The 13,771-nt window shown below is 47.3% G+C and carries 8 protein-coding genes and 1 pseudogene; 5 read left to right on the top strand and 4 right to left on the bottom strand.

All coding sequences use genetic code 11. The features are described 5' to 3' along the window. Positions 1–206 precede the first annotated feature (206 nt). The 3 genes from GKAS_RS19430 (at position 207) to GKAS_RS19440 (ending at position 3,949) form a co-directional block, all read left to right on the top strand. Positions 207–836, top strand: a complete 630-nt coding sequence (locus tag GKAS_RS19430; protein WP_035896583.1) for a hypothetical protein — start codon at positions 207–209, stop codon at positions 834–836. A gap of 219 nt (positions 837–1,055) precedes the next feature. Next, complete coding sequence (locus GKAS_RS19435) at positions 1,056–3,548, top strand: autotransporter outer membrane beta-barrel domain-containing protein (protein WP_051910811.1); 2,493 nt, start codon at positions 1,056–1,058, stop codon at positions 3,546–3,548. Between the two features lie 68 nt (positions 3,549–3,616). Continuing rightward, positions 3,617–3,949 carry a hypothetical protein gene (locus tag GKAS_RS19440; protein ID WP_035896586.1) on the top strand — a complete coding sequence of 111 codons (333 nt, stop codon included), beginning with the start codon at positions 3,617–3,619 and terminating at the stop codon, positions 3,947–3,949. Between the two features lie 58 nt (positions 3,950–4,007). On the opposite strand, the gene GKAS_RS19445 is transcribed toward GKAS_RS19440, so the two are convergent. After that, on the bottom strand, positions 4,008–4,484 hold the full coding sequence (locus GKAS_RS19445) for a WbuC family cupin fold metalloprotein (protein WP_035896588.1): 477 nt from the start codon (positions 4,482–4,484) through the stop codon (positions 4,008–4,010). Positions 4,485–4,636: 152 nt separating this feature from the next. Here GKAS_RS19445 and GKAS_RS19450 point away from each other — a divergent pair, with 152 nt between their 5' ends. After that, positions 4,637–6,019, top strand: coding sequence for a diguanylate cyclase (locus tag GKAS_RS19450; RefSeq protein ID WP_035896593.1), 1,383 nt, complete (start codon positions 4,637–4,639; stop codon positions 6,017–6,019). A gap of 84 nt (positions 6,020–6,103) precedes the next feature. Here GKAS_RS19450 and GKAS_RS19455 read toward each other — a convergent pair whose 3' ends face one another. After that, positions 6,104–6,382, bottom strand: a complete 279-nt coding sequence (locus tag GKAS_RS19455; protein ID WP_035896589.1) for a hypothetical protein — start codon at positions 6,380–6,382, stop codon at positions 6,104–6,106. A gap of 1,001 nt (positions 6,383–7,383) precedes the next feature. Here GKAS_RS19455 and GKAS_RS19460 point away from each other — a divergent pair. After that, complete coding sequence (locus GKAS_RS19460; RefSeq protein WP_035896590.1) at positions 7,384–7,797, top strand: hypothetical protein; 414 nt, start codon at positions 7,384–7,386, stop codon at positions 7,795–7,797. Here the strand turns inward: GKAS_RS19460 and GKAS_RS19465 are convergent. Both GKAS_RS19465 and GKAS_RS19470 read right to left on the bottom strand, forming a co-directional pair. After that, positions 7,790–8,359, bottom strand: a pseudogene (locus tag GKAS_RS19465) (IS3 family transposase); the annotation flags it as partial. The gene GKAS_RS19460 and the pseudogene GKAS_RS19465 overlap by 8 nt on opposite strands. Before the next feature lie 181 nt (positions 8,360–8,540). Further along, positions 8,541–12,965, bottom strand: coding sequence for a sacsin N-terminal ATP-binding-like domain-containing protein (locus GKAS_RS19470; RefSeq protein WP_035896591.1), 4,425 nt, complete (start codon positions 12,963–12,965; stop codon positions 8,541–8,543). Between the last annotated feature and the right edge of the window lie 806 nt (positions 12,966–13,771).

The following is a 13,771-nucleotide window of genomic DNA, read 5'->3' on the forward strand; positions in this document are numbered from 1 at the left end:
TTACACTTGCAGTATTCCTATTTTTTTACACTGGAATAATTTCGGCCCTCCGTATCTCCTTTCTGTCTGCATGGTTGTTTTCTAATGGTTTTTTATGCTTTAAGAATTTTATTTATTTTTAATAGTTGAACTAAGAGCCATCTTAAAAGCTTATTGACAATAAATTACCTCAATGAAATTATTCTAATATGGATAAGGAGGGGACAATGAAGTCGCTCAATAATAATTTTGCAAGAGTTACCTGTATGAGCTGCCCTTCTCATTGTGAAGTTAAGCCAAATGCCTCTCTACGGGTTTCATTTTGTCAGGAATACTGTTTTTGTACCTGGCCTGAAGCCAGTCGCTATTTCTCACTCGGTATCATGGAGGGTCTCCTTAAACAGCAATATCACTACCTGTATCTTGGGTGTGTTTTTGTTGATTTCTCTATTAGCTATCTGCGTTTTTTTACTGACAAAAAATGGTTGGACTATTTATACGAAACAAAACTAAAGATTGTTCTCGTTTGCGATAGGCAACTCAGACCATTGGCTAATTACTGGTATAAGCATCACAAAGATATTTTTTTGATTATTTATCAACAGGATAATTTAAAGTCTGCTGGTGAGAAATTAAAGAAAAGATTTATCTATCAGAGAGATGCGTTTTTTCATGGACTATCTCTGTCAACGCTCGAATTCGATGTCCTGGGGGCACTGATTGCGGGTGAAAATTGTAACCATCTGGCCAGGGGGCGCCATCTTGATATCCGTGCGGTGTATGCCGCAAAGCGACGGGCGGAGAAGAAAATGGGTGCTGATATCAATACACTGCTTCGATTTTCGCACTCATCATAAACGTCATTAAATAGGTTTGTTTTTATGTTTTCTAAATCACCTCACGGTGAGGGAGGCTTACAATTTAAATTCAATGAAAGGATGTTTTTCATTATTTAAACATTGGTGTAAATACGCCATGACGGGCTCCCTGCGTCTTAATAAAAGGTAGCCTGATAAATAAATATTAAAACAACAATCTGGCAGCAACACAAAAAGGAAGAAGAGAAGGAGTTTATTATGATGCCAAAACCTCTGGAACGTAAGCCGTTAGCACTGTGTATCACCACCGCGTTACTGATGTCTAATTTCTATTGTACTACCGCGCATGCCGAAACATTTCTTGCAACTACTACACTTTATTATTATGGATCCGGTAATAGCAATGGAAATAACAGCGACTTCACCAACTATGATGAGGTGAATATCACTACCAGCGACTGGGGAACAACCAGCGGTGGTCTTAAAGGCTGGGCTATCTACATGAACGGTGAGAACTATAAGTTTAACGATCTTACTGTTAAAACCACGGGCATGATGGCGGACGGTATTCACACCAAGAATGGCGGCGGCAATATCGTTATTGAAAATTATAACGCTATTACCAGTGGTTACAGCTCCGACGGTATCAACCTTGGGCGGGAGCTTAACGCGAACTATTCCCGCGTGACGGTCAACAATGAAACCAACATTAAGGCGACGGGCATGGGCGTTCGCGCCAACGCCTCAATCAATAATGCCAATGCGGTTGCCACTATCACCCTTAATGGGCCAACAACCATTGAAACCACCTCCGCAGGCTCTACTGTGGCGGGCTATGCGGTGTATGCCGGCCAGGATACCGAAGCCAACAGTACGGCGGTGAAAGGCAAGGCGGAAATATTCCTCAATGGTGATAGCACGCTTAAAACGGTCGGCAAGAGCGCACACGCCGTTTATGCCCGGGCTGCGGGTACCGTGTCGTTGGGTAATGTGAATATTTCGGCAATGGGTGACTTAGCCAACGGGCTGTTTGCTTCTTCGTCATCAGCAGGTCAGCAGGCGGCTATTTATCTGGCAAAAGATGCCGTGATTAACGTAGGCACCGGCTCAGCGGTTTATGCCTCCGGCGCCGAGGCGCTGGTAAAATCTTACGACATTGATAGCGGTACAGAGGTAGCGGGCGTTTACCTGATAAACGGGAATATCGTTGCCGATAACGATGGACAGGTTTCGCTGCATATGGCGGACGGTAGCGTGTTCACCGGTATCACCAACTCAAATCAACTAGCAACCTCAGCCGCCAATGCCGGGGATATCGCCCTGCAGATTGATGGCAGTAACAGCCTCTGGAAAATGACCGGTGATTCGGTGCTGTCCTCACTTACGCTGAATAACGGTACGGTTGAGTGGGCGGGGGCATCGGCGGGTAACGTGTTGACGGTGGCCGGTAATTACCAGGGGAACAACGGCCTTCTGCGGATTAATACGGTGCTCGGCGATGATAATTCGGTGACCGATAAGCTGGTGGTGGAGGGCGATACTTCCGGTACCACGTTTGTTGCCGTCACCAATGCCGGGGGCAGCGGTGATAAGACAATTAACGGGATTGAAGTGATCCACGTTGATGGCGCTTCTGACGGCAACTTTGTTCAGTCCGGACGCATTGTCGCTGGCAGCTATGAGTATGCGCTGCGCCGGGGAGAAGGGACAGCGTTTAACCACTGGTATTTGATGAACGCCGCAACCACCCCGGAAGAACCGGTGCCAGAAAAGCCAACGCTGCGTCCGGAGAGCGGCTCCTATATTGCCAACCTGGCCGCGGCCAACACGATGTTTACGACTCGTCTGCATGACCGACTGGGTGAGACGCAGTATATCGACCGGTTAACGGGGGAACAGAAGGTCACCAGCATGTGGATGCGTAACGTCGGGGGGCATACGCGCTTTAAAGATTCCAGCGGGCAGTTGAGTACCCAGAGCAACCGCTATGTGCTTCAGTTGGGCGGCGATATTGCCCAGTGGAGTACCAACGGCCTTGACCGTTGGCATCTGGGGCTGATGGCTGGCTACGGCAACAGCCAAAGCAATACGAAGTCTGATGTGAGTCGTTATCACTCCCGAGGACAGGTAACGGGCTATAGCGCCGGGATTTATGGCACCTGGTATGCAAACGAAGCGGATAAAACGGGCAGTTATCTGGATAGCTGGATCCTCTACAACTGGTTTAACAATAAGGTGTACGGAGAGAGACTGGCGAGCGAGAAATATGATTCAGACGGCATTACCGCATCCGTTGAGGGGGGCTATAGCTTCCTGATGGGTGAGCGTCGCGACGGGCGCTCTACTTATTGGCTACAGCCGAAAGCACAGCTCACCTGGATGGGGGTGCAGGCCGATAATCATACGGAAGCAAACGGTACACGAGTGAAGGGGAAGGGCGATGGCAACCTGCAAACCCGACTTGGGTTGAAAGCGTTTATCAAAGGGTATAGCGCGATCGATGAAGGGAAAGAACGCGAGTTTCAGCCATTCGTTGAGACTAACTGGATCTACAACACGCAGTCCTACGGCGTTGTCATGAATGGTGTCACTAACTACCAGGCGGGGACGCGCAATATCGGTGAACTCAAAGCGGGCGTGGAAGGACAGTTAGGGAAAAACTTGCATCTCTGGGGCAACGTCGCTCAGCAGATTGGGGATAAAGGTTACAGCGATACACAGGGTATGCTGGGGATTAAGTACGCATTCTGATATCTGTCGGGCGGTGTGACAGCCGCCTGTTTTTCTGATGATTGATGTGCTGTCGTATCGAGAATGCTATGAAAATTTATGCTGAAGAACTGCGCATCATTATGGACGCTATCATGAAGATTATTTTTGATGATGGTGAAGACACTCAACGCGATATGACTTTTCGCACATTGTTACAGGAGATGGAGACCAGAGAGTACCCTGAATCGGTAAGAACGTTGTGCCAGCAGGCTGCTCATACCTGGAGTCTGGCGAATGATATGACGGAGGCTACGGATAAAAAGACACTGCAGCAGTCGGCGATTGCAAATCTTCTGGCTGCCTTCGGGCGTATCAACGGCCTGGTGGCAACGGAAGCGTATATCCTACAACGAAATAAAGAGCAGCTCGGCTTACGCTAGGTGTTCAACGATTTCCCTGAAAGTTTGCCCCGTGATAAACGGGGCTTTTTTTATCGCCTTAATGGGGAAGATAGCGGTCACCCACCTGCGCTATCGCATACCAGGCCATCAGCTCGGCCGTACCCGCGTCTCCTTCTGCAGGGGACCACGGCGCATAATCTTCTTCAGCAACGGGTTGATAGGCTCCCTGCTTCACTTCAAAAATCACGCCGCCGTTATCGAGCGATAGCACCGCGTGCCAGGTACCTGCCTCCATTTCCAGCACGGTGCAGGTTTCTCCAGGTACCGCCCGGTGCGTCACCGTACCTTGCTCATCAAAATTCAGCACGACAAAGCGCCCGCTGAGCGGCAGCAGCAGCTCAAAGGTGTGTGGATGACGATGTGGGCGTACGTAGGTGCCAGGCTCCATAGCAATCGCCAGGCGCTGAACCGGGTCGCTTAACTCCGGGTGAAAGTTACGGTGCGCACGCAGGCGAGGGGAATGTGCGGCGGCGGCACTTTGCTGTTGCATATCGTTACAGGTGATCTGCTTCATCCTGACGGCCTTGTTAATAGAGGAAATTATGGTCGCCAGATTGCCAGAACCTGGTGGGTAAGTGAAGCACCGACTTGTGTCTTACATCACCAGGGCTCATAGTTGCATTGTTGTTATTTAATTTATGAATAATTGTTATGTGAGAGATGCCGATGGAGATGTACCTGAAGAAGATGAAGAGCGAATGGCTTTCGCTACTTGAGCAGACCGAACCTCACATACGACAGTTGACCGCAGAAATTGCGGTGGCAAACGCACGCATGCTGTGTGCCGAGTTTTATAAAGTGGTGCTGGCTGACCCGCATGCTGAAGAGTTTCTCAGCAATGAACAGGTGGAAAAACAGCTTAAGAGCGCGCTCGAACGGTGGATCATCGATATCCTTTCTTGCAAAGAGGAGGATATTGACCGCCTGCTTGCGGCCCAGCACACTGTGGCTGAAGTGCACGCACGCATCGGCATACCGGTTGAGCTGGTGGAGATGGGCTTCCGGGTGCTGAAAAAAATTCTCTATCCCGTCATTATTTTTAGCTCTCAGGTGTCTGCGGATAAGCTGCAGATCTACCATTTTTCTATCAACAGTATCGATCTTGCGATGGAAGTGATGTCACGGGCCTTTTCTTTCAGCGAAAGCAGTATGTCGAAAGACGATGAAAACTATCGTATTTTCTCACTGCTGGAGAACGCTGAAGAGGAGAAAGAGCGGCAGATTGCAACATTGCTGACCTGGGAGCTCGATATTCTTTATAAAGTCGTACTCGATGTTGATTTAGGGAATGGTATGCCGCTCAGCCAGTCTGATTTCGGCCTCTGGTTTAACCATAAAGGTCGCCACTATTTCAGTGGGATTGCCGAGGTGGGGCATATTTCACGGCTGATGCAGGATTTTGACGGTGTGATTCATGCCCTGAGCGCCGAGGGGAAATCACTCGGTAATAAAGCCGAGCGTAATAAATTCCTGATTCAGCTCAGGAGCACGGTATCGCAGATCCTGACCTTGTTACGCGAGCTGTTCGAAGAGGTCTCGCGCCATGAGGTGGGTATGGACGTCCTCACCCGGCTGCTCAACCGCCGCTTCCTGCCGACTATCTTCAAACGTGAAATTGCCCATGCTAACCGGGTTGGCACGCCGTTGTCGGTACTGGTGATTGATGTGGACAAGTTCAAACAGATTAACGATACGTGGGGTCACAATACTGGCGATGAGATTTTACGTCGCGTCTCCCAGGTCTTTTATGACAACGTCCGAAGCAGCGACTACGTTTTCCGCTACGGCGGTGATGAATTTGTTATTGTGCTGACTGAAGCGACGCAAATTGACACGCTGCGTACCGCTGAGCGTATCCGCAGCCGGGTGGAAAAAACCAAGGTGAAGGCCTCGGACGGCAACGATATTTCGCTTTCGCTGTCGATTGGTGCGGCGATGTTTAATGGCCATCCGGACTATGAGCGCTTGATTCAACTGGCGGATGAAGCGCTTTATATCGCGAAAAAACGGGGAAGAAACCGCGTGGAGATGTGGAAGGCGGGGCAGTAAATTAGTCTGCTGTGGTTTTATTTTCTCGCGTGGAAGGAGAGATCTTTTACGCAGCCGCATCGCTTTGGATGCGGCTGTCATGGATCATCCGACTTCATGCAATTCCAGATATCCTTTTCTGATGTCATACCGCAGATGTTTTGTCAGTGAAAACTGCGGATCTTCGGGATCGAATCTGCGTCTGATCATGTCCTGGTAGGCCTGCACGGTCATGCCGTCATATATTTCTTGATTGATATTATAGCCTGAGCAGTTTGCACCATTGCTTGTTCCATTGCGGTGGGACGTGCCGATAATACGAATAATAAAATCTGGATATTCAGACAGATTAATACAGTGGACGTTTTGAGCAGAAATAATCATGAGATACAAGCTTCAAAGGGGGAATGGTATGCGACGAAGCATAGTGGAATATTCGGGATTTGTCCCCTGCAGGAATCGAACTTTAATGAACTAGGCTCCATTATACATGGTTTCTTTAATATTCGAAATTAAATGAGCCCCCAATTGGGCCCCCATTGTGTTTTTAGTCAAAAAACGGAACTGTGATAGTTGTTAAACATTCTTAGTAAGACTCAGCCAGTCATTGTGTTCCAGTAAGCAATGCCAACTTTTGTACGTGTTGCCAGGCACGTTACTATTGAACGTTGATTTATTAAAAATGTCGCATACCATGTATTCGAGCCGGACGGTCAGTGTATCCGATAAACCAGGGGTGGTTTGTTGAGCCTGGTCCGTTCAGGCGAACCTACTTTAAACCATAAAGCCATGGAAATGACTTTTCCTCCCCCCTCCTTACCATCTTGTCGTTCATCCATATGTTACTTATCACTGGGTATGACCCCTAGGCCTATCAGTGTCGAGTCGATACTCTTTCATGCTATATGTAGCCAGCTAAAAACTCTGGTTTTTAACACGAAAAAAACAAAAAAAGATAATCATATATAGTGTGAAGTGTGTCACTACAAATAGGGTGTCTGGTGTTTTAACTGAATATTTAAAATATACATAAAAGAAACAATTGATGTGATTTCGGTCACCAAAAAGAAAATGAAAATGATTGTCAGGAGACCTTGCAGGATATAAAGAGTCATTTGTTTTTTACATGGTGATTTCATCTTTATGTGGAATTTTTTTCTCTAGGTAAGGCGATTCAGAGTAAAAGATACAACACCTTTCTATTCTGTCGTTTCGATAATTTTAATCAGGACACCACGATCATCATGGCGTTGTGTTTGATAAATGGCACGTTATTAATGGGAAAGAAACAGCCGAATTCTTCATGTCTATATATGAATGATTAATTAAGGAGGGGTATCCGTCTTTAATGGGCTGTGATACTGAGGTAAGCAAGGTAATCAGTTATGAACATGACGCTCTTTTCTTCTTTATCTACGGTATGTGTCTCGATGCTTGCAGGTGAGGCTATCTCCACCAGAACCCGCGGGCGAATACCACAAATGTTAGTTGTTTCAATCATTTTTCTTGTTGGTTTCTGGACCATATTCCCCCTTAACCTCCTTGAGGTCAGTGGGATACAGATTATGGCGAAAATTACGCTGGGTATTATTCTCATTCATGTAGGGAACATGTTTGATCTCAGGAGCATCGTGAAGGAATGGAAAGTTGTTGTCGCAATCCTGTCCGCTATTGTGGGTATCCTTTTATTTATCCTAGGGGCTGGCAGTTTCTTGTTTGGGAAGGATGTTGCACTGATCGCGGCTGCTCCAATGACCGGCGGTGCTATAGCTGCACTGATTATTGTAGTGGTCAAGTAATACTGGCCACGGTTTTACAGTAAAAACGATATCTGTTCTCTGATTCTTCCGGCGTCAGCCCTCCGTTGTAATGGTGAGGCCTGACACTGTTGTAGTAATTCAGGATATAACCGCTGATTTGTCGCCGGGCCTCGTCCTTACCTGCGTAACCATTCATCGGCACCCATTCTGTTTTCAGACTACGGAAGAAGCGTTCCATGGGGCTGTTATCCCAGCAGTTTCCCCGCCGACTGACGCTTTGCTTTATCCTGTAACGCCAGAGAAGTTGCTGATATTTCAGACCTGTATACTGGCTTCCCTGGTCGCTATGGAACATGACATCACGCGGTTGACCACGCGTTTCATAGGCCATCCGCAGAGCACTGCTTATCAGTGCGGTATCAGCATGCGCTGACAGACTCCAGCCGATAATCCTGCGGGCAAAAAGATCCATAACAACCGCCAGATAGCACCAGCGATTCCCTGCCCAGATATACGTAATATCTCCACACCATACCCGGTCTGGCTCCGGTACAGCGAACTGACGCTCGAGCAGATTCGGGAAGCTGGTATGCTCCTGACGGTAATATTGAAGCCACTCGTAGCGGCGGTACTAATTATGTTGAATGTGTGAATACATTTAATTGAATAAAGCTTCCCCCCTGATTATCTGGCTCTTTGGAGTAGCTTAACGCTTACTAGCCTCTGAGATAGAGGCTATATTCTTTTGCATTCTAATCGAGAAATGGAAAAGTCAGTGTTCTTTACTCATCGCCATGACGTTCAAACAGTATCACCACTGATGGTGCTTCAAGCAATCCACCTAATCTGATCCCATGTGTAGGAATGACATTGGCACAGTTTATAGGATCAAAAATGAGCCTGATCTCGTCTGTCTGACCAGTTTCAAGCCCTGACACTAGGGCGAGAATGAAATTTTTGCCCCGTTCTTTTGCTCGTTGGTACTCATTGTTGGACATCTCTATCTGACTCTGGGGACCACGACCGGTGGCTTTCATTTCGATAAATAATTTCCAGTCAATAACGCCATCAGCACCGACACCGTGGCTGCGTCTGAAGTCAATAATTCTCTGATCGTTGGTCGTTTCAAGGGCTTGGGAAAGTAGCTCCCAGCCTCTTTGTTCGAGCTCAGCATTGGTATAAGCCATTGGGGTGGAAACAGAAGTGTTTGCTCCTTGCTTAACCGGAGGCGGTGAGTTTTTTAGCCCACGACGAGCCCCTCTGCTGGTGGCCGGCTTAGCCACGCCTGAGCCAGTTTTTACCGCAGCGCTAATCATGGCGCCGACCGAGGATTTCAGTGTTCTTGGTTTTATTTGCGCCGAACGACTTTTGGGTGCCGTAACATTAATTTTGTCTTTCAATGTGGCATTTATAGTCGTAGCGATATCTTCCATGGCTTCAGCTCGAGCCTCATCACTAGCCAGGCGGATTGTCTCTGCTGCTGAATCCAGACTTTTTTTCCATGCAATGGTCCACTCTGCATCTATGCGTCGACGTTCTTTAGCCGGAAATAGCGAAGCAATAACCCGGCCACCGAAATCACGTTCTCCAATCGCGTCACGATAAAAATGGAATGCCTGCGGATGTTCTAAACTCACGGCTTTCAGGGTTAGATCAACACATCCGCTCGGGAATTCCGGCGCCAAAGCGCGGAAGGTTACGGGGATATCGTAAATATAAAGCACGGTATTTTTTAGCTTATCCCAGCTAATAGGCAGTTTATCTCGTAGCTCAGGCATACTTTTTGCGAGCTCGTTTGAAAGATGCTCGATGGCGTAGCCAAAACGTAGCTTTTCCTGTTCTCCACGCTCTTTTGCGTAGGCGTTATTGCTTACATTCTGGAGTTGAGGATTCAGTTCTGTAACGCGTAATGCTTTAACCAGTTTAGGGAAAGACTGGATATCGCAAGGTGGCTCCCAGCAATGGAGATTGGGGAGAGTCTTGCCTAATTGCTCACGAAGCTCTGGATTAACTACTGAGTAAATGGGCCGTTGTGTCACCCAGCCTGAAGAGCAGAATAGTGGTAACGTACGCATTTTATCTCTTGGACCTTTCTCCTCTTTTTCGAGCAACTTCTCCATATAACGATAAACGTCCATTAATTGGGATTCTGTTTCGATGTTGTACGATTTGTGTGACAGTTCACGGCAGTATTGAATACAGTCATCAAGACTCGGTTCGGGGATGTTCAGTGCATGCCAAAGATTCTGGCAATGTGGTGCAACTCCCCCTGGTGCAAAAGGCCTTTGTCCATGGAAAATATCGAGACCTCTGAATACTTCAGGGGGACTGAACCAACCTCTGGCGGGGACATATATTAGCCCTTTACCCTCAAGAAAACGGCTCCTGAGTTCCTGGACAGTAAGTTCGCCGATTCGTGATGCATATGTCACAGAAGGAGGGCATCGCTTGGCAATGGTCCGATAAATGTGTTGAGTCTGCTCCGGCTCAACCGTCCCCAGGCTGTCACGTAATGTCTCAAGCCGGTTCAGCAAGTCCCCAATTCTGACATCAGTAATGATGCCTAATGCATTTAAAAAATCGTAGTTAATATCCTTGGCATTTACTCCACAGATGAAGGTCTGATAGAGCGTCTGAGTCTCAGGGGTTCTCAAAACGGCTTCATGTGGCAAAACGGTTTCTCCCTTTCCTTCGGCAACCCAACGCTTATCCTTGAGGGTATTCAGCCAGGCCGCAGTGATATTTCCCTTAGGGTAGTAGTATTTAATGGCTTTATGTGCCGAAGGAACCTTCGACACGGGGGCATAAAGACGCTGCCAGTTTCTGGATAGTGTATTGAGCAAAGCGGGGCTTCGCCGTTTCGCAAACGGCTTACTTGTGGCACTGATGTTTTGAATTACTCGCTCAAGATCCTGAGATACATAGTCGTGATAAACCAGTTCTGCACCTCTTGCATGCAGATCTTGTTGACGGCGAGGGGGTCCCCAGTAACTGTATTCATTAATCATCTGTACCCGAGGTGAAGATTCAACCCCAAGCAGGAGCAGGAATTTTCTGGGGCCCCGGGATTGTGTTCCATCTTCGCGCTTGCGTTTTGCTCCTCTGGTTATGTTAGTTTTTAAAATGATTTCGTATTTTGCGCCAACCCACGGAATATCCGGTGTTTTGTCTGCCGCATCAGGCCAGGTTGAATTTTCGCTATCCAAGGTTTTACACAGGTAGCTCTCAGATAACCGAACTTTTTGCCGTATAACCTTACCGTTTTTATAGACATAACCATCTAGCATAAGAATCGCGCCTATTTTGGCGCCTAATGCCGTTGCTTCGGTATCTCTCACGTTATCAAAAATGTCCCGCAGTGAGCGAAGATCGTCTTCAGAAAATTCGATACTGTCTTGTTCAAACTTCTCAGCAAAAGCTTTAAGCTCGATCACCGTGTTGGCTTTACTGACAAAAGCCGCATTAGCATCTAGCCAGGCGATAATCTGTTCGCCAGCATTACTCCCTGTGTATGCAGTATGCAGGCGCTGTAAAAGTTGCCAGCGTTGAGCGAATTCAGAAGGCGGACTCAGTACCAGGGGAATGTCGGTTTCACCATTTGAGGCACAGGAGATGGATTCACCAAGATGGGAGAGCAGAAAAGAGCGACCAAATAACTCGCTGTCTTTATGATGTTCGACAAGAAGGGCACCAGCGTGGACCCACCATGTTGCGGGTTTAAATTGGAATAGTTGGTTCTCCATGGCATCAAGTAATTCATTTGTGCCGACAAGGCTTGAGACACCGAGTTCGCTAATGACTTTACGCCAACGGCCTTGAACATCCCGGGTGCTTCTGTGCAGGGCATGCTGCTTATGTTGAATACGTTCAATATCTTCTTCACTCAGAAAACCGTCCAGTGTTTGTGCTTCATAACTCAGCGCTGAAAAAGGGGAGTGACCAGAAGGCAACCTGACTAAAGCATGCTGAGATAACCAGATACGGGCTGTATTAAATGCTGTTGAAAAGCACCGGTTAAGAACTGAGTTACGGTCAGGATCAACATGTTCAGTTGGAAGTGGTACTAGGCCCCAAGCGGCTTTTGGACGGGTTGTGAATATTCCTGCCGCGATATTCCCCGCAACTTCTGCGGTGCGCTCAATTAGCCACCGATTCCAGCCGTTTTCTATTATAGATTCACGGGAGGTGCTTGGGTCGAACTGCGCATCCAGTGAAAAGGGGAGGGTTGTTGGAATGTCTGTACGAAATCCAATGTAGACGCCGGATTTGGTCGGTTGTGAAGGAACGGCAATTGATATATCCGTTTTATCACTGCGGGCTTTATGCGCCGGATGTAAATGCTCAGGAACCGTGACTGATGCACGCCAGATGGTCCAGCGATTCTCTTGCCCTTCGGCAAATCGGCACTGAAGCTTGTGCATTCCCGGATGGTGTAACGTATATCCGGTATCCTTCCAGTCTGAAAAAGTCAGTTCCCGTTTGTTTTTTATGCTGCCGTCTAGCTCACACCATTTTAGTCTGCTTACTGAAGTCAGAAACAGTAATCCGTCGTGGCGCCATGAATCAAACCATGCGGCGAGCTCTGACTCATTAAAGGTGGAATTCAGGTCTGCAACGATCAATGTGTGTTGTGCCGGATCATAAAACCCTGGGAGGGCGGGTTCTGGTGGCAGACGATCGAAATCTAACTGGTTACATGAAAAGTGATAAGGGGCTGAGTGTACCGAAAGTGTGTCGGCAATGCGAAGTAGGGTTTTCATACCGATACCAAAGCGGCCACGCTGATCGGTTCGATTGGTCTTGGAAGTCTGATAGGGAAGAACCATACCGAGAACGTTAAGACAGGTCACAGGGGCTCCATCGTGAACAAGTAAGAGCTGTTTACCTGTATTTGTAGACCTGAGAGCAAACCATACCTGTGTGGCCCTGACATCATCGGCATTCTGTATCACTTCGATGATCCCTTGAAAGGTCGCAACAGCAAGACCTTCTGCGCTTGCAGCTGCACGTTCAACCAGATCTTTTAATATGCCGGCTGCGTTTTTAAGTTTGCTGGCCGCAGTATCGATCATCGCATTCGCAAACTCGATAGTCCTCGGGTCATTGATATCTGTAGATGTAGGATCATTTTCAATGATGAGTCGGGCGGCATTTTCCCCTTTAAGCTTATCCGAAATGTCAGATGTGGTGCTGGCGTGTTGTGACATAGAGCAAAAGACCCACTGGAATTGATAATAAAGGCTGTTAGCCTGCTACCAGGCCCATGCAGCCATACCCTGTTTGATGAGATTGATAGTAAAATGCCAAACTGTTGATGGCTCCATCACTATAAGTGAGTCGTCCGTTTTATACCCTCGTGGGTTTCACGGTCACCGAGATTAGCTTTAGCTTACCATCGTGCAGCTCCACAAGGCGATGGTTTCCTATGGCATGTATGCGTCGGCTAATTCTTTACCCTCATTGGTTGTTAAATTGTTTAATAAAAACATTGACAGCCAAAATCTGTCGTTATTAGTCTTGCATATGTAGACCTTAATATACTTTGGAACCCCCGTTGGGTAGCGCAGTTTGCGCTACCCATTTTTTTTTATTCATCTTGGTCTGCTATGGGAAATGACGTTTTTGTTATGAAGATATCTAATATTGAAGATAATATAATTGGGCGTAGCGAATGGGCATGTCAGTATCGTCAAAACAGTGGAGCAACTGGCGGAAACGGATATCTTCTATCACATTCTTCTGAATATGAGCGTAATTAGCCTACGCTGCGAGTTGTTTTACTCGGAATAAAGTTCCCATGATCCGCAACAGATACATATGTCGCATTTGCGTCCTGTCTCTGTTGTGATCACTATGCCAACTCATGATGCTTAGGGCGAATAATAATTGACAAAAGAAATCTGTCGTTCATAGATTGGTCGATGAAGTATAAGTAAAACTTGATATATCTTTATCATGCTGGGTATTTGGGCAACGTCTTTACGATGTTGCCCATTTTTTATGCAGTACTTTG

It is taken from the genome of Kluyvera ascorbata ATCC 33433 (genome assembly GCF_000735365.1).
In the GTDB taxonomy this organism is placed as follows: Bacteria; Pseudomonadota; Gammaproteobacteria; order Enterobacterales; family Enterobacteriaceae; genus Kluyvera; species Kluyvera ascorbata.

Coding starts and splice junctions, on each gene's coding strand:
- GKAS_RS19455 (WP_035896589.1), bottom strand. CDS start 6,382: ATGATTATTTCTGCTCAAAACGTCCACTGTATTAATCTGTCTGAATAT.
- GKAS_RS19450 (WP_035896593.1), top strand. CDS start 4,637: ATGGAGATGTACCTGAAGAAGATGAAGAGCGAATGGCTTTCGCTACTT.
- GKAS_RS19460 (WP_035896590.1), top strand. CDS start 7,384: ATGAACATGACGCTCTTTTCTTCTTTATCTACGGTATGTGTCTCGATG.
- GKAS_RS19435 (WP_051910811.1), top strand. CDS start 1,056: ATGATGCCAAAACCTCTGGAACGTAAGCCGTTAGCACTGTGTATCACC.
- GKAS_RS19470 (WP_035896591.1), bottom strand. CDS start 12,965: ATGTCACAACACGCCAGCACCACATCTGACATTTCGGATAAGCTTAAA.
- GKAS_RS19440 (WP_035896586.1), top strand. CDS start 3,617: ATGAAAATTTATGCTGAAGAACTGCGCATCATTATGGACGCTATCATG.
- GKAS_RS19445 (WP_035896588.1), bottom strand. CDS start 4,484: ATGAAGCAGATCACCTGTAACGATATGCAACAGCAAAGTGCCGCCGCC.
- GKAS_RS19430 (WP_035896583.1), top strand. CDS start 207: ATGAAGTCGCTCAATAATAATTTTGCAAGAGTTACCTGTATGAGCTGC.